This is a genomic window from Pseudomonas sp. P108 (assembly GCF_032613195.1).
Taxonomy (GTDB): Bacteria; Pseudomonadota; Gammaproteobacteria; order Pseudomonadales; family Pseudomonadaceae; genus Aquipseudomonas.
Map to the genome: position 1 here is coordinate 1,194,624 of NZ_CP126691.1, position 21,872 is coordinate 1,216,495.

Annotated in this window: 15 protein-coding genes; 2 read left to right on the forward strand and 13 right to left on the reverse strand. The window is 59.4% G+C overall.

Features of this window, described 5'->3' with window-relative positions; genetic code table 11:
- Positions 1-228: 228 nt before the first annotated feature.
- The 13 genes from QOM10_RS05085 to yaaA form a co-directional block, all read right to left on the reverse strand.
- The gene (locus tag QOM10_RS05085) at positions 229-1,680 is read right to left on the reverse strand and encodes a mannose-1-phosphate guanylyltransferase/mannose-6-phosphate isomerase (protein WP_077571209.1); all 1,452 of its coding nucleotides are present in this window, start codon (positions 1,678-1,680) and stop codon (positions 229-231) included.
- A 215-nt stretch (positions 1,681-1,895) separates the two neighbouring features.
- The gene (locus QOM10_RS05090; RefSeq protein WP_007914291.1) at positions 1,896-2,552 is read right to left on the reverse strand and encodes an alginate O-acetyltransferase AlgF; all 657 of its coding nucleotides are present in this window, start codon (positions 2,550-2,552) and stop codon (positions 1,896-1,898) included.
- A 14-nt stretch (positions 2,553-2,566) separates the two neighbouring features.
- Positions 2,567-3,742, reverse strand: coding sequence for an alginate O-acetyltransferase (locus tag QOM10_RS05095; RefSeq protein ID WP_316917701.1), 1,176 nt, complete (start codon positions 3,740-3,742; stop codon positions 2,567-2,569).
- Between the two features lie 10 nt (positions 3,743-3,752).
- On the reverse strand, positions 3,753-5,318 hold the full coding sequence (locus tag QOM10_RS05100; protein ID WP_137219189.1) for an MBOAT family O-acyltransferase: 1,566 nt from the start codon (positions 5,316-5,318) through the stop codon (positions 3,753-3,755).
- Between the two features lie 381 nt (positions 5,319-5,699).
- Positions 5,700-6,824 carry a mannuronate-specific alginate lyase gene (locus QOM10_RS05105; RefSeq protein WP_316917702.1) on the reverse strand — a complete coding sequence of 375 codons (1,125 nt, stop codon included), beginning with the start codon at positions 6,822-6,824 and terminating at the stop codon, positions 5,700-5,702.
- 8 nt (positions 6,825-6,832) lie between these two features.
- Positions 6,833-8,293, reverse strand: a complete 1,461-nt coding sequence (locus tag QOM10_RS05110) for an alginate O-acetyltransferase (RefSeq protein ID WP_077571213.1) — start codon at positions 8,291-8,293, stop codon at positions 6,833-6,835.
- A gap of 10 nt (positions 8,294-8,303) precedes the next feature.
- Positions 8,304-9,875, reverse strand: coding sequence for a mannuronan 5-epimerase AlgG (algG, locus tag QOM10_RS05115; RefSeq protein ID WP_316917703.1), 1,572 nt, complete (start codon positions 9,873-9,875; stop codon positions 8,304-8,306).
- A gap of 26 nt (positions 9,876-9,901) precedes the next feature.
- Positions 9,902-11,383, reverse strand: coding sequence for an alginate export family protein (locus QOM10_RS05120; RefSeq protein WP_316917704.1), 1,482 nt, complete (start codon positions 11,381-11,383; stop codon positions 9,902-9,904).
- Positions 11,380-12,882, reverse strand: coding sequence for an alginate biosynthesis TPR repeat lipoprotein AlgK (gene algK, locus QOM10_RS05125; RefSeq protein ID WP_177413848.1), 1,503 nt, complete (start codon positions 12,880-12,882; stop codon positions 11,380-11,382). Before algK ends, QOM10_RS05120 begins: the two co-directional genes overlap by 4 nt.
- A gap of 15 nt (positions 12,883-12,897) precedes the next feature.
- Positions 12,898-14,067 (reverse strand): alginate biosynthesis protein Alg44, encoded by a 1,170-nt coding sequence (locus QOM10_RS05130; RefSeq protein WP_105705589.1) that lies wholly within the window; start codon positions 14,065-14,067, stop codon positions 12,898-12,900.
- Positions 14,068-14,102: 35 nt separating this feature from the next.
- Positions 14,103-15,584 (reverse strand): mannuronan synthase, encoded by a 1,482-nt coding sequence (alg8, locus tag QOM10_RS05135; RefSeq protein WP_150776501.1) that lies wholly within the window; start codon positions 15,582-15,584, stop codon positions 14,103-14,105.
- An 87-nt stretch (positions 15,585-15,671) separates the two neighbouring features.
- Positions 15,672-16,988 (reverse strand): nucleotide sugar dehydrogenase, encoded by a 1,317-nt coding sequence (locus QOM10_RS05140; protein WP_007914305.1) that lies wholly within the window; start codon positions 16,986-16,988, stop codon positions 15,672-15,674.
- An 810-nt stretch (positions 16,989-17,798) separates the two neighbouring features.
- Positions 17,799-18,578: a peroxide stress protein YaaA gene (gene yaaA, locus QOM10_RS05145; protein WP_316917705.1), complete on the reverse strand. Its 780-nt coding sequence runs from the start codon at positions 18,576-18,578 to the stop codon at positions 17,799-17,801.
- Positions 18,579-18,892: 314 nt separating this feature from the next.
- Between yaaA and QOM10_RS05150 the strand changes: the two genes are divergently transcribed.
- Both QOM10_RS05150 and QOM10_RS05155 read left to right on the forward strand, forming a co-directional pair.
- Positions 18,893-20,032: a polysaccharide deacetylase family protein gene (locus QOM10_RS05150; RefSeq protein WP_410479203.1), complete on the forward strand. Its 1,140-nt coding sequence runs from the start codon at positions 18,893-18,895 to the stop codon at positions 20,030-20,032.
- A 337-nt stretch (positions 20,033-20,369) separates the two neighbouring features.
- Positions 20,370-21,764, forward strand: coding sequence for a PhoH family protein (locus tag QOM10_RS05155; protein WP_016985016.1), 1,395 nt, complete (start codon positions 20,370-20,372; stop codon positions 21,762-21,764).
- Positions 21,765-21,872: the final 108 nt, after the last annotated feature.

Here is a 21,872-nt window from a genome sequence, read left to right on the forward strand (position 1 = left end):
AAGCGTAGGTGAGGTTGGCGATGGGCATGGGGACTTGCGGTGTCTGACCGGGCCTCTTCGCGAGCAGGCTCGCTCCCACTTTTGGAATGCGGACAACTGTGGGAGCGAGCCTGCTCGCGAAGAGGCCGGTTCAGACGACACAGACTTCGAACAAAAAAAGCCCCCGCCCAACCCGCTGCGGATAGGGGACGCAGTGGGCTGGACGGGGGCTTCTTGTTCTACTGAACGTTATTGCGCGATGGTCTTCACCGACACGCCACGTTCGATCGGGGTGGAGCGGCCGTAGATATCTTCGAAGCGTTCGATGTCGTCTTCGCCCAGGTACGAGCCCGACTGTACTTCGATGATTTCCAGCGGGATCTTGCCCGGGTTGCGCAGGCGATGCACCGAGGCGATCGGGATGTAGGTCGACTGGTTTTCGCAGAGCAGGAACACGTTTTCATCGCAGGTCACTTCGGCGGTGCCGCTGACCACGATCCAGTGTTCGGCGCGGTGGTGATGCATCTGCAGCGACAGGCACGCGCCCGGTTTCACCGAGATGTGCTTGACCTGGAAACGCCCGCCCATGTCGACCGAGTCGTACGAGCCCCACGGACGATAGACTTCGCAGTGGTTCTGGGTTTCGCTGCGGCCCTGCTCGTTGAGCGTGTTGACCATTTGCTTGACGCCCTGAACCTTGTCTTTGTGGGCGATCATCATGGCGTCTTTGGTCTCGACCACCACAATGTTTTCCAGACCGATCACCGACACCAGTTTGCCGTTGCCGTGGATCATGCAGTTCTTGCTGTCCTGAATCACCACATCGCCTTTGGTGACGTTGCCGTTGGCGTCCTTCTCGTTGACTTCCCACAGCGACGACCAGCAACCGACATCGCTCCAGCCGGCGGTCAACGGCACGACGCAGGCGCGCTGGGTTTTTTCCATGACGGAGTAGTCGATGGAGTTGTCCGGGCAGCAGGCGAAGGTGGCTTCGTCGAAGGTGATGGTGTCGGCGTCTTGCTGGCTGCGTTCGAGGGTCAGCAGGCAGGTGTCGTAGATGTCCGGATCGTGCTTTTTCAGTTCTTCGAGGAAGCGGCTGGCGCGGAACAGGAACATGCCGCTGTTCCAGTAGTAACCGCCGGATTCGACGTACTCGGTGGCACGTTTGACGTCAGGTTTTTCGACGAAGTGCGAAACGCGGCTGACGCCTTCGGGCAGCAGCGAATCGCCGGTGGATTTGATGTAGCCATAACCGGTTTCCGGTTTGGTCGCCGGCACGCCGAACAGGACCATTTCGCCATTTTCGGCGGCGACGGTGGCCAGAGCCAATGCACGTTGCAGGGCTTTCTGGTCTTCCAGCACGTGGTCGGCCGGCAGCACCAGCATCAACTCGTCACGGCCTTCATTGACCAGCATCATCGCCGTCAGCGCCACGGCCGGTGCGGTGTTGCGGCCGAACGGTTCCATCAGGATGCGCTGGCATTCCAGATTGCGGTTGCTCAACTGCTCGTTGACGATGAAGCGGTGATCCTTGTTGCAGACCACGATCGGGGTGTCCATGCCTTCGAACACCAGGCGCTCGAGGGTCTGCTGGAACAGTGTGTGTTCGCCGGTCAGGGCGAGGAATTGCTTAGGGAACTGCTTACGCGAAAGCGGCCAGAGACGCGAACCGCTACCACCTGACAAGATCACCGGAATCATATTGTTTACTCCATAAAATCGATTGGTTAGAGGCACGAACGCTGTGTCGTTTCACTCTTGTTTTGGTCTCGTATCCGAACTGACAACCCGGTCAAGGGTGGGAGCGAGCCTGCTCGCGAAAGCGGCGTATCAGTCGACATTGATGTTGGATGTCAGACCGTATTCGCGAGCAGGCTCGCTCCCACATGGGGGACTGCGTCAGTTAGGAAAATTTGTTAGCGAGTCGATACCGGGCGTTTTACCCAGACTGGCGACAGGCTGCTGCCGCTGCCGGTGACGTACAGCACCGCAGCTTCACCGCGCTCAAGGGCGACCGGTTTTACGTCGCCGACTTTCTTGTCACCTTCGTACAGCGCCAGGCTGACTTTCACCGGGTTGATTTCACGTTCGCCACGGCCCTTGGCGGCGACGTTCGGCACCACGTCGGTCTTGCCGTCGGCGGTCTTCAGGGTCAGCGGCTTGTCGCTGAGGTTCTGCACGCGCACTAGGGATTTCTGCTTGTTCTTGAACGGCGGCTCTTCGATCAGCTGCGGCGCGCCGGAAGCGTTGTTGACCAGGGTGTAGTAGTGGTCACCGGCGAGTTTCACCGGCAGGGTCTGGCTGCCGACCTTGGCACTGTAATCGCCGCCCGGCATGAAGCTGAAGTCGCTGCTGGCCAGTGGCGCAACGTCGCTCAGATTGGTGCTGCCGACAGTCGCGCTGACTTCTGCGTTGCTGGCGTTGTAGACACGCACGAAGGTCGAGCCTTTCGGTGCGGTCGGGCCGTACAGTGCGGCGTCGCCGCCGGCGAAGGCTGGCACGGAAAGCACGCTGAGGCCAGCAACCAGAGCGAAGCTTTTAGCGAGACGACGAGGAGTAGTAGTGAAAGTCATGGTGTACCTCTCTTTCAGTTTTGCGCCCGATCGGGCGTCTCGGATTTAGTGTTGATTGCTACGTTTTGTTGGCGTGCGCCGGCTTGTTTAAGCTCTGCGACCCACTGCGGGTCGGCGTCGCCGATTTCGTTGTTCACAGGCAGATAACGTTCAGGAAACTCCCAGATCAGCACCTGTGGCGGGCTGTTCTTGAAGTCATCGCTTTTCAGGTAGCTGAGCATCGGCAGGATCGGGCCGTGGCCGTCTTCGGCGTAGCTCACCACGTCGCTGTGCAGCGCTTGTTTCAGCGCACCGACGAAGTTCCAGTTGGGGTTGGCGCTGTAGCTGGTGCCGACCAGTGCCACTGGCACTTCATTGCTGGCGAACAGCGCGTCATCACCAGCAGGCTGATCGCCGGCTGCGACGGTGTTGCGCTTTTGCAGTGGCTCTTGCGCCGGCATCAGGTTTTCAAACAGCGGATCGAGCGGCAGGAACAAGCGCAGGTCGCCCTTGTGCGTGACCTTCTCCGCCGGCGTGGTAACGAAGCGTTGTGGCTCGCCGCTGAGCGGGAACTTGTCGGCGATGGTTTTCGCCAGGGTGTTGGCTGCAATCTCGGCGCCTTCCGGCGTCCAGTGGGTGTCGGTGCGCAGGAACACTTGCTGACCGTTTTGCTTGGCCTGTTGCAATGGCTTGAGCAGGTCAGGGGCGAGGATCTTGTCGGCCGCCACGCGCTGGTGGAAATCCTGATAGAGATTTTCGTGAATGCTCGCCGGTTTAACTTCACCCAGATGCTCCGGGTACAAACGAACCTTGGCCGGCACGATCGCCATCACCAGTTTCACGCCTTTCTCTTTCAGGGTCTGGCGTACGCCTTCGACCAGCGCGTAGTTGCCTTGCAGGTTCAGCTCTTCGTTGACGATCGGGTTGAATTCCTCATCGCTGTACAACCACTGATCGCGACCGAGCACCACGCCCGGACGACCTTCGTTGAACAGTTTGAAATCCAGCGCGGCCCAGAGATTGGTGCCCAGACGCTTGATCGGGAATTCATCGTCGTAATGAGTTTCCACAGCCTTGGTCCAGCGGCCGTTGAGCACCGTCGCGTCGGCGTTGGTGCTGAAGCCGAAGAAGCTGCGAACTGACCACAGACCGAGGACCAACAGGGTCACCAGGAACAGGGCGATGTAGAAGATGCGTAATGAGCGGGTCATGTCAGATCCCTCAGAACTGGAAGTAAAGGAACGGCGAGAAGCTTTGCGCCGAAAGTTTGAGAATCGAGGCGATGAACAGCAGCAGGATCAAGCCGCGCATCACGTAGCGCGACCAGTCCGCGCTCCAGTAGGCCGGTTGCACCTGGGCTTCGACGCCGACGGTGTAGCCAGGTTCGTGGATGCTCGCCGGGTTTTCGCCAGGCGCGGCCTTGATCATTCCCGGGGTCGCGGTGGCAGGGCCGTTGGCCTCGACGTTGACTTCAGGTTTGCTCTTGACCGGCGGCTGGTTGGTGTACAGATCACGCAGGCCGAAGAACGCCAGCGTCACGTACGCCACAACCAAAGTTGCCACTTGCAGACCGGTAAGGCTGGCCTGATTGAGTTCCGACAGCGACCAGTCGCCAAAGCTGAACATCGCACCGTACATACGCCCGGCAACGTGCAGATTCTCGGCGCGGAAAATCACCCAGCCCATGACCACGAGCAGGAATGTCAGCGCCCAGCGGATCGGGTTGAGGCTGCGTGGCGAGGTGTTCAGTCCCAGCGCTTTTTCAATCGCCAGCCACATGCCGTGCCATGCGCCCCAGACGATGTAGGTGATGTTCGCGCCGTGCCACAGACCACCGAGGAGCATGGTCAGGAACAGGTTGCGATAGGTCATCAGCGTGCCTTTACGGTTACCGCCGAGGGTGATGTACAGATAGTCACGCAGCCAGGTCGACAGGCTGATGTGCCAGCGGCGCCAGAACTCGGTGATCGACTGGCTGATGTACGGCTGTTTGAAGTTTTCCATGAAACGGAAACCCATCATCAAGCCCAGACCAATGGCCATGTCGCTGTAACCGGAGAAGTCGAAATACAGCTGCGCGGTGTAGGCCAGCGCGCCGAGCCAGGCATCACCGGTAGTCGGGTTTTGCAGGGCGAAGCAATGGTCGGCGACCACCGCGAGGGTGTCGGCGATAAAGACCTTCTTGATGAAACCCTGCATGAACCGCGTGCAGCCCTCGGAGAACTTGTCGAGGGTGTGCGTGCGGTTGTTGAACTGATCGGCGAGGTCGCGGAAACGCAACACCGGGCCGGCAATCAGGTGCGGGAAGATCGCCACGAATGCCGCGAAGTCGATCAGGTTGCGCGTCGCCGGGGTATCGCCGCGATACACGTCGATGATGTAGCTGATCGACTCGAAGATGTAGAACGAGATACCGATCGGCAGCAGCACGTGGGTGAGGATGAACGGCTCAAGACCGACCGACGTCATCATCGCGTTGATGCTGTCGACGCCGAAGTTGGCGTACTTGAAGTAGCCGAGGATGCACAGATCCACCGCGACGCCAAGCAACAGCCAGCGCTGCGCCGGTTTGGTCCGTACGCCGGCGGCACCGACTTTGAGGCCGATCCAGTAGTTCCACAGCGTGACGGCGGCGAACAGCGCGAGGAAGTCCACACGCCACCAGGCGTAGAACACGTAGCTGGCAATCAGCAGCAGCAGGTTGCGATAGCGTTGCCCGCTCAAGTAGTACAAGCCGAGAAAGATCGGCAAGAACAGAAACAGGAACACGTTGGATGAAAATACCATCCCGATCTCTCCATGTTTGAACCAACAGTCAAGGGCCAAAGCCCCCCCAAACCCCCCGTGGTAGTGGAGGGGTGATGCGTGTCTGCTTGAGGTTTCGGGGAGGCCTTCAGACCGCGCCCCTCACCCCCCGCCCTCTCCCGGAGGGAGAGGGAGCCTGATCTCCATGGTTTTCAGAAAAGGAGATCGACCCGATATTTCTGTGCAGCCTGATCTCGGTTTTTTTTCAACACCTGAGATCGACCGGTATTTCCTTGCAGCCTGATCTCGGTTGTTTTTCAACACCTGAGATCGACTCGGTATTTCATTTCGGCGTAACTCGCGCAGCCACCTCGGTCAGTCCCCTCTCCCTTTGGGAGAGGGTTAGGGTGAGGGGCTTTTGCTTTATGAGCCTTTGTTGCCCTTCTCATGCGACGGGTCGTAGACCTTGGTCAGGTCGCCGCCAAGCCGGAAAGTCTTGAACGGCTGCATGCCGTGCTTCTTCTCGATCACATCCGGCGCACAGGTGTAGAGCGTGCAGAACGGTTCGAGCCAGGCGAATTTCATGTCCTCTTTCAGATCGGTCATGTCCTGCTCTTTGCCGTTCTTCTTCTCGAATTCATCCGGGTCTTTCACCCCCGCCAACACCCGATCACCGAGACGCTTCAGCGCGCCGTTGTTTTCCTGACGCAAATCAACACCGTTGACCTGGGCGAAACTGGCGATCATCGCCAGCGGCGGCAGGGCGTAGTTGTGATAGGCGAGAGCGCGTTGCTGACGCTTGAGTTCGTTCGGCAGGAAGCCGTCGGCATCGACTTGATTGACGCCGACCTTGTATTCCTTCACTGCCCAGTCAAACAGGTCGCGGCGGTTGGTCGCGATCGAGGTCGCCATCACCGACCATGCAGCCCAGTACGAGTGATTGTTGGTTTTTTCCAGCGGCAGGTTGTCCCAGTCGCTGACCACCTGATCGGCCATTTTGCTGAACCACGCCTCGATCAACTGCGCTTCCTGCTGATGCTGGGCCAGCGGATGCGAGTCAGAGAACTTCAGGCGAATGTACGAAGAGGCCATGCTGCCCAGTGCCCATTTGCGCATCGACTTGCCGGTGTGGTTGAAGTCTTTGGACATCAACGCATCGGCCTTGGCCCACGCGGTCAGCCAGTTCAGCGTGCAATCGAGCTGCTCAGGACGACCGTCGCGCATGAACTGCATCACCCGTTTGGCGGTGCCGCGTTCCAGCGTGGTGATGTCTTTGGTGGTGTCGCGAAAGGCTTTTTCCGACTGCACGTTCAGCGTCGCGCGGGCCTTGTCCGAACCTTCGTATTTGCTGCGAAATTGCAGCGGCCCGGTGTACGGCGTCGGCATCGCGTCGCAGCCTTCGCTTTTGTCACCGGTCTTGAATTTATCCACAGGCGCGAAATAGCCCTGAGGTGGACGCAGTGGCGCGGCGGCCTGAGTCGCCCCGGCGAACATCGCCAGCCCGAGCAGCGTCGGCGCTAAAAGAGTTTTCAGTTTCGAGTTTCGCATAGCAGACCTCATTGCCCGACCTGAGCGGTTTGTTGCCCAGCGCCCGGGAATACGTTGCGTTTGCAGATTTTCGCTTCGACTTTCTGTGGCGCGGTGCCCGCTTCCGGGCCCTGGACTTCGACCGCCAGCAGGTTTTGCGAGGCCCAGTCTTCGTCCGTGCGCAACTCAAAGGCGAAACGACCGTCGGTGTCGGAGGTTTCCGGTTTCTCGATCTTGATGTCCTCGTGGCGACCGTTCATGTACCAGAGGGTGGCTTGCAGGGTTTTCACCGAAGGGTCGGCGAAGCGGATGTCGACCTGATGGCTGCTGTTCTGCAGGTTCAGGTTCTTGCTGTTGACCAGCAGTTCTTGTTTGCTGCCCGGCTTGAGCGTGGTGCTCGCGGACATTTGCGCGTCTTTGCCTTCGCAGCCGTTGTCGAGAAGAGACATCATCTGGCGATAGATGGTTTCCTGGTCGAGGCGGTACAGCGGCGAGAATTCCCAGATAAGAATCTTCGGCGGCGTCTTCTGGAATTCGTCGCTGCCCAGGTACTGCAACATCGAACCTTCCAGACCACCGCCGGGGAAGGCGACGTTGAGAATGTCGGCGCCGATGGCTTCTTCGAGGAAGCCGGCGAAGTTGTAGTTCTTGCCGCTGTGCGAGGTGCCGACCAAGGTGATTTGTGGATTGCCGGAATCACCGAACAGGTCGCCGTCACCGGCCTCGCCCTTAGGCTCGGTGGTGAACTGATCCATGTACTGGATCGCGTAACTGGTGCCGCACAATTGCCCGGCCATGTTGTGCAGGGTGCCGGTCTTGCCCATGCGCCCGGAGCGTTTGGTTTCGAATTCACGCTTGGGCACGTCGGCGAAGGCCGGGATCTGCTTGACCTTCTCGGCGACGATTTTCGCCGTGCGCTGTGCACCGTATGGCGTCCAGTGTTGGTCGCCGCGGAAGTAGAAATCGTGGGCGGGCAGGGTGTCCGGCAGCGATTCGTTGGTCAGCGGCGACAGGTCCGGCACCACGTAACCCATCTTGGCGAAACGGCCGAGCATGGTCTTGTAGTTGCCCAGCGCTTTCTCGTAATCGAACGCGGCTTTTTCCTGCGGGTTGAGCTTGTTGCGGTTCACCAGACCACGGGTCGGCTGGTAAACGATCACCAGTTCGACGCCTTTGGCCTTGAACGCATCGTGCAGTTGTTGCAGGCGTTTGTAGCCGGCCGGGGTGGTGTTGAACTCGGTGCGCAAATCTTCCTGAGTCCGGAACAACCAGTCGCCTTGTGCCTGCACCAGGGTGGTGAAGTTTTGCTGATAACGCGTGGTGTAGTTCTTCGCGTCATGCGCGGCCGGGCACAGATTGCAGCACGGTTCGGCGCTGAATTTTGGCGGCGTGGCAGCGGCGCCTTCATCGGCGCGGGCGCCGTTGCTGGCCGCGAGAATGCCCACGGTCAGGGCCGACAGGCTGAGTAATCTGATCAAGTGTGGGTGCATAAAATTATCCTCAGTCCTGCATTTCGGTCTGGCGTTCGACAGGGTCGATCAGCACGGCTTTCTGCTGGCGCACCAGCAGGTCGAGAATTTCATCCTGGCGCTCGCCGAGGATGCCGTTGAAGCTGATGCCGCTGGATTTGGTCGGCGCCAGCATCGACACGCGATACAGCTCGACACTCAAAGGCGAATCGATCGACAGCGGGCCGCTGCCGTTGGCCGCCAGCTCACCGCCGACGACGATCAGCGACACCTGCGCATCGAACGGGTCGAGCTTGATGTCACGGTCGGTGTCGCTCAGATCCTTGATGTGGCCGTAAACGCCGGTCAGGCCGTTGGCCATGGCGACGTTTTCGTAGAGGCGAATGTTCACGCTGTTACGAATGCGGATGCCGTGGCGCTTGTTGCTGATGACCTTGTTGCCCCACAGCAGGTTGTCGGCGGACTCGTAGAGGGTGATGCCGTCGGTGTGGTTCTTGTAGATCTCGTTGTAGGCAATGATGTTGTTGACGCTGTTACGGTCGATCACCAGGCCCGAGAGATGGTTGTCGAAGCTTTTGTTGTTGAAGATGAAGCTGTCGTTGACCTCACGGGAAATAATGATCCCGTGCTTCTTCTTCGTGCCGTACACGGTGTTCTCGGCAATGATCAGGCCGTGGGAACGGTCGTGCGGGTCGATGCCGTAGACGATGTTGTCTTTGTAGGTGTTGCCCTTGACCACGAAGTCGCGGGTCTCGTAGCAGTAGAAGCCGTACCACATGTCGGAGAACTCGGAGCCGACGATCCAGCCAGTCGGTTCAGGGCGCTTGAGGACCTTGGCCATGTTCGGCGTGTACTGGGAAATACTCACCCCGTACGACTTACTGTTGGCGTAGCCGAAGCTGGCCATCTTGCTATTGACGATGTAGGTCTCGGTGCCGCCCCAGGCGAGCAGAAACGGGCGGAATTCCTTCGGCGAACGGAAGGTTGCCGGGCCGTTTTCCTTCTCGCGCCAGCCGGTGACTTTGGTGTCACGCACGAACAGTTGGCCGTCGTTGACCATGAACGCCCCGGCCTCTTGCGACAGGCGCAGTTCCTGGGTCTGGCCGTCGATTTCGAGGATGCCTTTACGGCCCACCACGATCGGCAGCTTCGACAGGTACACGCCCGGCGAGGTCTCGCTGAAGTACTGCTTGGGCAGTTTCTGCGCCAGGTCCTTGAGATTCATGTAGCCGTCGTCGACAAAGATCGCCTGCGGGATACCGTGCTGACGCACCACCCATTCGGCCATCTTGTTGTCGCCGCCGATGAAGTCCTTCAGCGCGTCTTCCTGCATCATCCGGCGCACGCTGATCTTGCCCGGTTTGCTACGGACGATTTTCGCCGCAGCGGCCTCGGCGGTGAAGCCGGAAAGGTCGGGCAGTTTCGGTGCGGCCAGATTCAGCGCCTCGGTGGGTGCGCTGCTGACGGTGTAGGTCTTGGCTTGTTGCAGCTCCTTGGCCGTGGTCGCAGGCTTGGCCGGCTCCACGTTGGCGAAGGCGCCAGCGCTGGCCAGCAGCATCGCGCCGGCCAGCAGGCTGAGTGAGCCTATCCTGGTGCTGATCATGTCGGGCACTCCCTTGGCGGTTTGCATCAGAAGCGCCAGATCACGTCGATGAACGCGCGGTGCATGTACGAATCAACCTGCTTGCCGTAGGCATCGCCCGGTTTGAACACACCGCCACGGAAGCGCACCAGGGCCGAAGGCTCGTCGATCGACTGGCTCAGCGCCGCCGGCAACAGGCCTTGCTTGAAGTACTTGGTGACGACCAGGTCCATCTCCTGACCCAGATCCTTGTTGCCGTCTTCAAGCGGCAGCGAGGTGCTGGAGAGGATCGCGCCGGTGGCGTCGTCGGTGTTGTTTTCCACGGCGTTGATGCCGTTGCTGCCCACCGGCTTGTTGCCGTCGACACGCCAGAACTTGTGGTAGATCAGGCTGGCGTCGTACTCGTCGTTGACCATCCACGAACCGAACAGGGTCGCGGTCTGCATGTTGTTCATTTCGCCACGGAACGCTTCGCCGAAACGGTGAACACGCGAGCGGGTACCGGTGTAGTTGGAGCGGTTGCTCTCCAGACCGGTCTGCTCGTAATCGGCGCTGGCACGGGCATAGGCACCGCCGACTTGCCATTGCGGATCGAGGCGCAGGCGCACACCGATGTCAGTGGCCCAGCCGTTGACGTCGTCGCTACGCTTGGCTTGCGCCGGGCGCGAACCATCGGCGTTCAGCGCGTTGACCGTGTCGCGGTCGCCGCTCATGCCGGTGATGCTGCCCCAGTAGTTGACGGTGTTGGTGTTGCGCCAGTTGTAGGCGTCGCTGTCGGCGGTCAGGCCGATCCAGCTGATGTCGCCATTCTCGGTCTTGTCCAGCGAGTCGCGCGGAACACCCGGTTCGGCGTAATCGAGTTTGCCGTCATCGTGGGTGTGATGACCGCGAATGCCGACCCAGTTGCCCGGCGTCCACTGATAGGCAGCATCGGCGTAAGCATGCAGGCGATCCTTGTCTTTCGGCGCCAGCTCTTTCAGGTCGGTGCGGTATTCGCTGAAGCGTTCGGCGACACCGGCGTTGGCGCGTAACAGGGTGGTGTCGAAGGTCCAGTTCAGTGCTTCGATGTTGGTGTCGCGCCATTGGCCGTCGTCATTACGCAGACGCTGGCGACCGAACTTGAGCATCTCGCCCGGGTACGGAGTGAGGCCGCTGTAACCGACCCAGAACTCGCGCATCGCCAGGTAGTTTTTCTTGGTTTTGCGATCACCGTTGTCGGTGGCTTGTTCACCGTCGGATTGTTGCAGGGTGTCGGTCTCGATGATGTCGGTCGAGGTCACGGCCTGGCCCATGGCGTAGGCGCTCCACGCGCCGCTTTCGCCGTAGATCCACGGACGCAGGTCGAGGCCGACGCCGTTGACGTCGCCGCCGCTGGCGGTGCCGAGGTCGCGGTCATCTTCGGACTGGCCGGTGACTTTCACTTCCAGGCCGAAGTTTTTGCTTTCAGTCATCGCGGCCAGTGTCGGGCAAGACCAGAGCAGCGCGAAGGTGAGGCCAATACCGGCCTTCACGAATGGATTCAGCTTCATAGTTTTTCCTCGCCGTCTTCTTCTTGCAGGGCGTGCAGTTGCAGCGTGTTCGGGTTCAGAGCGCCACGGCTGGCTTGCTCTTGTTGCAGCAGACGTTGCGCTTCGGCCAGACGCTCGGGCGGCAGTTGCGCGGCGAGGGTGGTCGCCAGCTCATCGGCTTGAGGAGTGTTTTGTGCCTTGGCCAATTGGCTGAACACGTAGGCGTTGAGCGGGTCGGGCTTGGTGCCCTTGCCTTGGGAGAACAGTTGGGCGATGGCGAAGTCGGCGCTGTTCTGGCCGTTGCGCGCAGCGGTCAGCAGATGGTCGAGAGCCTTCTGCGGATAGACCTTGCCCAGGTAGCCACGGCGATAGATCTGGCCGAGGTAGTAGTCGGCGGCGACTTCGCGGCCAACGGCTTTCTGGAAATGTTCTTCGGCGACTTTGGCGTCGGCCGGGACCATTTTGCCTTCGTAGTAGAGCTTGCCCAGCAACAACTCGGCGCGCGGTTGGTCGGCGGCGCGGCCGTTGTCGAGGTACTTCATCATCTGATCGACGTCACCCAGTTCCGGGTAGTCGTAGAGCAGTTGCGCGAGGGTCACCCACGACGCCGGGTAGCCCGGAGCGATCGGCTCGAGCAGCGACTGCGCGGTTTTTTCGTCGGGCTTGCCGAGGGTCGAATCAGCCAGTACACGGGCCACGGAATCGACGCGCTGCGCGGTGACGGTGCCACGGCTGTAACCGGCCTGCATCTGCTTGATCAGCTCGGCTTGTTGCTCAGGCTGCGCGCGTTTCTGGTACACGGTGGCCAGTTCGACGTAGCAGATGTCGGTGGTGTTGAGCGCGGCTTTGCAGATCTTTTCCACGTCATCCAGGTGCTGGTCGTAAGTGCCCTGAGTGCGATACAGCAGCACCTGCGCCAGACCCGCTTCCGGGTAGCCGGATTTGCGCCACTGATCGATCTGCTGCTGCGCGTTGATATTCGGGAAGCTGTGCGGGTATTGCAGGTAGAGCATCGCCAGCGGGATCAACGTATTGCCTTCGCCATTGGCGGCGGCTTTTTTCAGCAGGGTTTCGGCTTCGTGGTGTTCGGCTTCGGTAGAACCCGGTTTGGCCACCAGCAGGCGACCAAGACGCGCCTGAGCACGCGGCGAAACACTGGCGGCGGCGCGGTAAGTCGCCTCGGCCTGTTTCATTTGCGCAGGGTCGCGGCTGTCGACCTGGATATCGGCGAGGCCGACTTGTGCTTCGCTGTAACCCAGATCGGCCAGTTGCTGATAATTCTGCGCAGCGGTGGCGGTGTCGCCACGCTTGAGCGCTTCGTTGGCCAGACGCTGATCGGGCAGGCCGGCGCAACCGGCGAGACTGACTGCCAAAGCCAAGGCACACACCGTTCCCATGTAGGAGTGAGCCTGCTCGCGATTCAGCCGACGCGGTACATCAGACACACCGCGCTGATCCAATCGCTGGCAGGCCAGCTCCCACAGGGATCGCGGTGTTTTCAGGATGGGTGGAGTAGTCACAGGCATGTCCTCGACTTAAAGACCGGCAGCCATGGCTTTGTCGATCAGCCAGTTCAGGTTCGGGCCACGGTCGCTGTTCACTTCCACCGGGCGGCCGGCGAGGCTGCTGTCGAGCGGCTCGTCAGGCTGGATCTGTACGCGGATATCGGAGGACAGGTCGGCGCTTTTCAGGCTGGTGCTGCTGACGATCTTGCCGGTGCGGGTCTTGTCTTCGCCGGCGATCTGGAAGCTCACCGGAGTACCCGGACGCACGTCGCCGAACTGGCGATAGGAGAAGCGCGCATCGACGGTGGCCTGGGTGTTGCGCGGCACCAGTTGGAAGATCACATCACCTTTGCTTGCGTACTGACCGTCCGCCACCAGTTGCTGGGCCACGGTGCAATCGCACGGCGAGGTCAGCGTGCCGGTCATTTGCTTGCCGAACAGTTCTTCAACCTTGGCCGGCGACAGCTGATCCTCTTCCAGATGGCCCTTGAGCACATCGAGCATGCTGGTGCTGAAGGTCGCCAGTGGCGCACCTTTGGCCGCGACGCCGTCGGACTTGACCAGACTCTGCACGGTGCCGTCGCGCGGCATGGTGATGTTCATGCCCGGCACGCTGACCAGACCGGCCTGCGCGTGGCTGACGAAGTACATGCCGTATACCGATTTGAAAATGAACCCCGCCGCGACCAGACCGACCGCGAAGATACCGGCGCTGAAGGTCACTGCTTTCAGGCGCCCGAACGGGGTCATGCCGGAGCCGCCGTCCTTGACCTTGCGTGCCTTGGTGAAGTTGTCGCGCTGCAGGGTCGCCAGCACTTCGCCGATGCTGACGATGTCGCCGGCCAGGTGCGAGGTGATCAAGTGGCGCAGGGTGGAAATATCCTGCGGCTCCAGATTCTGGAACTGGCAACCGGCGCGGCCGGTCTGGCGGTCGAAGGAACGTACTTGCAGTTCAACGTCCATGGCGATGCCGAGGTTGTCGATGACGAATTGCAGACGCGCCTTGTACACCTGGCCAATGGTCAGCTGAAGTTGCCCGGCGTTAAACGCCAGACCACCGGCAGACAGGTCGATGACCCGCGCTTCAACCGGCGTCCGGTCTGGACCGAAGAAGCGCAGTTTGGCCGGGATTTTCACGCGGGCGTGTTGGCGCTGGGCTTCGGATTCATGCACTACGTTGGCGTTGACGGCGGTATTCATAGGGGCGATTTCCTTGTTAATTCAATAGGGGCGGGTCAGACCATCATCAGCAGCACGGCGACAAAAATGCTGCCGGCGGAGAAGGTCATGGTCCGAGACGACCAGGTGTTGAACCAACGTTGAAAGCTGGCGAGATCACGGGTCAGGGATGTGGGTTGGCGAGTCCAGGATTGTTGGTCGAGGCGGAAGAACACGTAGATCTTCACCAGCGCGCCGACGATCTGGTTGTAATACAGAATCGCTGGGTAAGCCGGGCCGATGCGGTGACCGGAACACGACAACAGCAACGTCAGGATCAGGCGGGTGATGCCGATCCACAGCAGGTAAACGAGGATGAACGCGGTGCCGTATTTGAAGCTGGCGATGATCGCCACGGTCAGGCCGAGCAAGGAGGTCCACATCGATACGCGTTGATCGAACAGCACCACCGAGGTGAAGGCGCCAAGGCGTTTCACACCCAGGCCCAGCGCTCGCGAGTTCTGCCGCAGGTTGTTGCCGTACCAGCGGAACATCAGTTTGCGGCTGGCCTTGATAAAGCTTTTTTCCGGCGGGTGTTCAACGGTGTTGATCGCCGCGTCAGGCACGTAAAAGGTGTCGTAACCGAGGCGCATCAGGCTGAACCAGCTCGACTTGTCGTCGCCGGTCAAAAACTTGAAGCGGCCCAGACGCCAGTGTTGCAGCGAGTCGCTTTCAACGTCGGCGATGAATTCCGGGTTGGTCACCACGGTGGCGCGGAACACCGACATACGACCGGTCATGGTCAGTACGCGCTTGGACAGGGCCATCGAGCACATGTTGATGTGACGCTGGGCGAAACGCAGCTTGTGCCATTCGCTCATGATGTAGCCGCCGCGTACTTCGCAGAATTCGTTGGTGGTCAGGCCGCCGACGTTGCCGAACAGCTGGAACCACGGCACGGTCTTGCGCACGGTGCCTTCGCCGAGCACGGTGTCGCCGTCGATCACGGCCACCACGGCGCGGTCGTCTGGCAGGTGACGGGAGATCGCGCGGAAGCCATAGGCCAGGCCATCGCGTTTGCCGGTGCCGGGAATACGCACGAAGTCGAGCTTGACGCGATCGGGCGGATTCATCCGCGCCCACAGCGCCTTGACCAGCAGCTCATCGGACATTTCGACGATCGAGCAGACCACGGTGGTCGGCAGTTCGCAGTCGATGGCTTCGCGGATCACCGAGCTGTAGACCTGCGCGGTGGTGAGCGCGTCGATCCGGAAACTGGTGACCATCAGAAACACATGCGACGGATCCGCCGCCTTACCCAGCTTGCGCACTTTGCGGCGCAGGTGCGGGTAAACGATGTAGAGAAAAATCATGCCGCGCACAAAGTGCGTTGCACCCATCGAGTAGCGCCAGATACCCACGGCGCCAATCAGGAAAATGAAGTCCTTCGACTCGGAGTCGAACGTGGACGTGGGCAGCATCAAGGCCAGGCCCATCAGCAGACTGAGATAAAAAAGCCAGCCGGCTGATTGCAGAAAAAAATGTTTGAGCTTGCTCATCAGCGTCTTCCGAAGGTAAGGGAGGCTTCAAGCTGCAAGCTTCGAGCTGCAAGTACTGCAGCTCGAAGCCTGTCGCTTAGGTCTGCATTACCAGCAGATACCTTCGGTGCGAGTACCGGCGTCGGTGGCTTTGGCCATGAAGCCGACCAGGTCGATGACCTGCTTGCCGTGCGGCGCTTGCTGGGCCAACGGGCGGAACTTCTCGTCGCGGTTGCCGAGGATGATCACGTCGGAGTTGTCGATCACCGAATCGAAGTCCGCGTTGAGCAGGGACGATACGTGCGGGATTTTCGACTCGATGTAGTCTTTGTTCGCGCCGTGAACACGGGCGTACTCGACGTTGCTGTCGTAGATGCTCAGGTCGTAACCCTTGCCGATCAGCATCTCGGCCAGTTCCACCAGCGGGCTTTCACGCAGGTCGTCGGTGCCGGCCTTGAAGCTCAGGCCGAGCAGGGCGACTTTGCGTTTGTCGTGGCTTTCCACGATGTCGAAGGCGTTCTGCACTTGCGATTCGTTGCTGCGCATCAGCGAGTTGAGCAGCGGCGCTTCGACGTCCAGGGAGCCGGCGCGGTAGGTCAGCGCACGCACGTCTTTCGGCAGGCACGAACCGCCGAAGGCGAAGCCCGGGCGCATGTAGTACTGGGACAGGTTGAGGGTCTTGTCCTGGCAGACCACTTCCATCACTTCACGGCCATCGACGCCGACCGCTTTGGCGATGTTGCCGATCTCGTTGGCGAAGGTCACTTTGGTCGCGTGCCAGACGTTGCAGGTGTACTTGATCATCTCGGCAACGGCGATGTCCTTGCGGATGATCGGTGCGTCGAGTTCTTCGTACAGCGATTGCAGAACGTCGCCCGAGGCCTTGTCGAACTCGCCGATAACGGTCATCGGTGGCAGGTCGTAGTCGGCGATCGCGGTGGATTCACGCAGGAACTCAGGGTTGACCGCAACGCCGAAGTCGACACCGGCCTTCTTGCCCGAGCAGTCTTCGAGAATCGGGATCACCACGTTGGCAACAGTGCCCGGCAGTACGGTGCTGCGTACGACGATGGTGTGGCGAGTGGTTTTTTCACGCAGGACAAAACCGATCTCGCGGCATACCGCTTCGATGTAGTTCAGTTCGAGGTCGCCGTTCTTCTTGCTCGGCGTGCCGACGCAAATCATCGACAGGTCGGTGTCGCGAATCGCCTCGGCGAAGTTGGTCGTGCCACGCAGGCGACCGGTCTGAATACCCTGTTGCAGAAGTTCGCCCAGGCCTGGTTCTACAATCGGCGATTTGCCGGCGTTGATCATGTCGATCTTGTCTTTGGCAACATCGACGCCAACTACGTCATGGCCCCGTGCAGACAGGCAACCGGCACATACTGCGCCAACGTAACCCAAACCAAATATGCTGATGCGCATCGCAATTACCTCTGTATATATCAGGCCTTAGAAGGCCGGAGTTAATGGTGTTCAGCGTTCATTAGTGCACTCGAAAGTGCGGCATACAGGCGCCACAATGCCGTGTGCAGGCATACTAAGTTTCGAGTGTCTAAATAAGTGCACTCAAGATGTGCGCAACCAGGCTTTGTTGTTATGACTTGCCCTGTTATGCAGCCGATCTTCTTTGGAGAAGACTCTTGTGCAATCGTCCTGCGCGCTCGATGTCAGGATGAAAGTCCCGTGAATCAAGCGGTTGGGTGCTCAGGCGAGCACGTTTATAAGGGCGCGGTCATGGCCTTTGTAGGGGATATTAATGGTGCGTATCTCCTGTCCATCGTCTGTTTTGAGACTAGTTAGTCATCTAGGCAAGTTGCTGTGACAACTTGGTTACATGGCTATCTGCTCCGCGTAAGTTATCTCGTACAAACTCGGCGAGAATCGTTACCGGTGGTATGAGCTATGCATTCGGACGAAGTTCCTGTCCGCTCATCGCGAAATCTGAAATTTCTTGAAATATTGTCAGAGATGGCACTAGTCTCAATTTGATAGCACTTTCGTTTTCGACCTTTAATAACAGGCGAAAAATCACGTTAGATAGTTTTGTGCCACTACGGTGAAAAAATTTAGGTGCCACTACTGAAAAAAATGATCAGTGTCGAGTGAAACTAATCTTAGAAAAGACAGGGAGGTTTTTTTGGCGCCAGTAAAATGGCGAAATGGGGCGGGGGATTTTTGACAGCGTGCAGGCTGCACGACTCTTTATAGAAAGAGTCGTGCAATAGGCATGCTTTATTCGGGGGCGTGGTCGCGCAGAAATACCAGATTGTCGGGTTTCGACTGCTCGGCGTTGTAGCGATACCCCTGCACATCGAATTGTTTGAGCAGGGCCGGATCGTTGATTTTTTCCTGGATCACGAAACGGCTCATCAGGCCCCGGGCCTTCTTGGCGTAGAAGCTGATGATCTTGTACTGGCCGTTCTTCTGATCCTTGAACTCGGTATTGATGATCCGCGCGTTCAGGGCCGTGCGTTTGACCGCCGAGAAGTATTCGTTGGACGCGAGGTTGAGCAACACGTCGTCGCCTTGATCGGCCAACGCTTCGTTCAGCCATTCGCTGATGCGCGTGCCCCAGAAGGCATAAAGGTCTTTGCCGCGAGCGTTGGCCAATTTGGTGCCCATTTCCAGGCGATACGGTTGCATCAGGTCGAGCGGGCGCAGCAAGCCATACAGGCCGGAGAGCATGCGCAGGTGTTTTTGCGCGTAGTCGAAATCGGTTTCGCTGAAGGACTGTGCGTCGAGACCGGTGTAGACGTCACCCTTGAACGCGAGCAGCGCCTGCTTGGCGTTGTCCGGGGTGAAGGCGGGTGTCCAACTGCCGAAACGTGCGGCGTTGAGCCCGCCGATCTTGTCGGACACGTGCATCAGTTCGCTGATCTGCGCCGGCGTCAGGTCGCGCAGTTGCTGGATCAGCGCCTGGGAATGGTCGAGGTATTGCGGCTGGGTGAAGCGCTGGGTCGCCGGCGGTGTTTCGTAATCGAGGGTCTTGGCGGGGGAAATCACCATCAGCATGAAGTCGTCTCCTTTAATCGTGGGGGCGATTCTAGGGGGTTGTCGGTGTTGACTCCAGCTATGGGGGTTATAGGCAGGTGTAAGTACCGGCATTTGCGACGGCTGGTGGATTTTTTCCCTCACCCCAGCCCTCTCCCGGAGGGAGAGGGAGCCGATCTTCGTTGGTTTCAAAATTTGAGTTCGACTCGGTAGTTCCGATTGGCGGATATCGAAAGCGATACTCGGTCAGCTCCCTCTCCCTCCGGGAGAGGGCTGGGGTGAGGGCGGCGTCCTTCAGCCTTGCACATCAGCTATAGTGCCGCGCGGGTTTTGTTATGGAGACATCCCTTTTGCGCATTGTTCTTTTATTCACCGCGTGGCTGTTGAGCTTCGGTGCCGTGGCGGCGCCGGGCGATGTGGCGACGCTGGATCGCAGCACCTGGCCAGAGCAGCTCAGCAACCCGACGCTGTTTGATGTGGCGTCCCGGGCGGAAATCCTCATGTTCGCCCGTGGCCTGCTGGGCACCGAATCGATGGACGAAGCCGCGTTGGCTCAGCGGCTGGGCTTGCGCACGATCAACATCGACGCGGTCAACAGCCTGCGCCAGCGCCTCTGGCAGCGCCTGTTGGCCAACTACAACTACGCCCAGCAAAGCTGCGATCAGGACGCCTCGTTCTGTTTCCTCGTCGAAGACCTGCCGACCTTGCGTGAGCAAGCGGCCAAGTTCGTGGTCAGCGACGACAGCTATTACACCAAGTGGGCCGAGCCGAGCCGGATCTTCCATTTGCAGTATCTGGACGAACTGATGCGCAAGGCGGCGCTGTCACCGCAGACCAGCAGCGAAATCGATCGTTTCGGCGACTACGAGCGTAACGGCGACGAGATGCATGACCGGCTGTTTTTGCTGACCTTCGACAGCGCCGCCAACCTGCAACCGGACAACACTGACTGGCTCACCGAATACCTGCGCAAGTCCAACCTGAGCGGTACCTTCTTCGTGTTGGGCAAGGATATTCAGGCGCGGTTGGCTGATCGTTCGGTGAGCAGCCTGCAAGCCGGTTTCTCGAGACAGTGCGTCGGCGTGCAGGGTTGGGAGTTCCGTTCCCACAGCCACTGGCAGGACTGGCAGGATTCGGTGCGACGCAGTGCTGATCTGGTGAAGAGCAAGTTGCCGGAGAACTACGTGCCGCTGTTCCGTCCGCCGGAAGGGCAGCGTCGCAGCGATGGGCAAGGTTTCTTCAATACCCAGGGCCTGCAAGTGGCGCTGTGGGACATTGATGCCCAGGACAGCGCCGGCAAACTCAAGGGCTCAGCGAGCGCGCAGCGGGTACTGACGCTGATGCTGTTGTGGCGGCACGGGGTGATCAATTTCAACATGAAACAGGACGCGGTGAAGACCTCGTTGCCGTGGCTGATCACGCAAACCGCGCAGAGCGGCATCGGTTGGGAAGATTGTCAGGACGCGTTTCGCTGAGAAACGGCAAAAGCCCGGAAACATTGGGCTTGGGGCGATTTTTTTGCAGGATTCGATGCAGGTGGACTTCCGACTTTAGCGGGGTCTGGGCAGTCCGCCAAGGGCTTTTCGTCACTCTGCAAAATAAACTTAAAAAAACCGTCAAAGTACTTTTTTATGTCATGGGTTTTGGAGTATTACGAAGACAGACCGCCGAAACCTGCAACACAGGTGGCGTCTTCCAAGACCCGTTTGTTTGCAGTCACTTGAATCTCCGCAGGTGAGATTTCGGCAGTCACTTCGAGGCGCAGCACCGTCAAGGTATTGCGTCTACTGGCTCTGACAAAGGTGACCGAGTATGGATGATCACGGACGTAGCCCTTCCTCCAACCAGCCAATCCTGTATGTACTCGATACCAACGTATTGATTCACGATCCAAACGCCCTGCTGAATTTCGAAGAACACCACGTCGCGATCCCGATGACCGTGCTTGAAGAGCTGGACAAGCTCAAGAGCGGGCATCACAGCGTGGCCGCTGAGTGCCGTCAGGCCATCCGGCTGATCGACAAGACCCTGGGCGATGCGTCCCCGGAAGATGTCGAACTGGGTGTGCCGATCCAGCGCGGCAAGGGCGGGCCGAAGGGCTTGCTGTCAATTCTGATGAGCAAGCAGGCCGAATCTAACCTGATTCTGCCCGAGCATCTGAACGACAACAAAATCATCAACCAACTCATCGACCTGCACACCCGCGACCCGAAAAAACCGGTGGTGCTGGTCACCAAAGACATCAACATGCGCCTGAAGGCGCGCGCCTGCGGCATTGATGCCGAGGATTACAGCACCGACCAACTGGTCGATGACGTGTCCCTGCTGCCCAACGGCTACCACAACATGACCGGCTCTTTCTGGGACCGCGTGAGCAAGGTCGACACCCGTCAGGATCACGGCCGCACCTGGCATCAAGTGCAACTGATCGACAACCTGCCGGCGGTGCACATCAACGAGTTCATCATTGACGAACAGGGCTTTGTCGGCTGGATCAAGGAGATTGACGAGGCCAAGCTGCTGATCCTCGACCTGCACCAGGAACCGCTGCTGCATCAAGAGGCTTGGGGGCTCAAGCCGCGCGACATCTACCAGAGCCTGGCGCTGTACGCGCTGCTCGATCCGGACATTCATCTGGTCAATCTGTCGGGTGCTGCCGGTTCCGGTAAAACCATTCTGGCACTGGCCGCTGCGATCGAGCAGACCATGGTCAGCAAGCGTTATCGCCGCATCATCGCCACCCGTAGCGTGCAGGGTCTGGATCAGGAGATCGGTTTCCTGCCCGGCACCGAAGCGGAAAAAATGGAGCCTTGGCTGGGCGCCATCACCGACAACCTCGAAGCCTTGCACATGGATGACGAAAACACCCATGGCAGCGTCGATTACATCCTCAGCAAAGTGCCGTTGCAGTTCAAATCGCTCAACTACATTCGCGGGCGCAGCTTCCAGCAGAGCCTGATCCTGATCGACGAATGCCAGAACCTCACGCCGCACCAGATGAAAACCATCATCACCCGTGCCGGCGCCGGTTCCAAAGTGGTGTGCCTGGGCAACCTCGCACAGATCGACACCCCTTACCTGTCCGCGACCAGCTCCGGGCTGACCTACCTGACCGAACGCTTCAAGGATTTCCCCAACGGTGTGCACATCACCCTGCAAGGGGTGCCTCGCTCGATTCTGGCTGAATACGCCGAAACCCATTTGTAGCCCTTCACCCAAAACCGGGCGGCCCAAAAGCCGCCCGGTTTTTTATGCCCAACACAAATCAAATGTAGGAGTGAGCCTGCTCGCGATAGCGGTGTGTCGGCCAACATT

Coding starts and splice junctions, on each gene's coding strand:
- QOM10_RS05150 (WP_410479203.1), top strand. CDS start 18,893: ATGGAGACATCCCTTTTGCGCATTGTTCTTTTATTCACCGCGTGGCTG.
- QOM10_RS05100 (WP_137219189.1), bottom strand. CDS start 5,318: ATGGTATTTTCATCCAACGTGTTCCTGTTTCTGTTCTTGCCGATCTTT.
- QOM10_RS05090 (WP_007914291.1), bottom strand. CDS start 2,552: ATGACTTTCACTACTACTCCTCGTCGTCTCGCTAAAAGCTTCGCTCTG.
- QOM10_RS05140 (WP_007914305.1), bottom strand. CDS start 16,988: ATGCGCATCAGCATATTTGGTTTGGGTTACGTTGGCGCAGTATGTGCC.
- QOM10_RS05155 (WP_016985016.1), top strand. CDS start 20,370: ATGGATGATCACGGACGTAGCCCTTCCTCCAACCAGCCAATCCTGTAT.
- QOM10_RS05095 (WP_316917701.1), bottom strand. CDS start 3,742: ATGACCCGCTCATTACGCATCTTCTACATCGCCCTGTTCCTGGTGACC.
- QOM10_RS05105 (WP_316917702.1), bottom strand. CDS start 6,824: ATGCGAAACTCGAAACTGAAAACTCTTTTAGCGCCGACGCTGCTCGGG.
- yaaA (WP_316917705.1), bottom strand. CDS start 18,578: ATGCTGATGGTGATTTCCCCCGCCAAGACCCTCGATTACGAAACACCG.
- alg8 (WP_150776501.1), bottom strand. CDS start 15,584: ATGAGCAAGCTCAAACATTTTTTTCTGCAATCAGCCGGCTGGCTTTTT.
- QOM10_RS05085 (WP_077571209.1), bottom strand. CDS start 1,680: ATGATTCCGGTGATCTTGTCAGGTGGTAGCGGTTCGCGTCTCTGGCCG.
- algG (WP_316917703.1), bottom strand. CDS start 9,875: ATGATCAGCACCAGGATAGGCTCACTCAGCCTGCTGGCCGGCGCGATG.
- QOM10_RS05130 (WP_105705589.1), bottom strand. CDS start 14,067: ATGAATACCGCCGTCAACGCCAACGTAGTGCATGAATCCGAAGCCCAG.
- QOM10_RS05120 (WP_316917704.1), bottom strand. CDS start 11,383: ATGAAGCTGAATCCATTCGTGAAGGCCGGTATTGGCCTCACCTTCGCG.
- QOM10_RS05110 (WP_077571213.1), bottom strand. CDS start 8,293: ATGCACCCACACTTGATCAGATTACTCAGCCTGTCGGCCCTGACCGTG.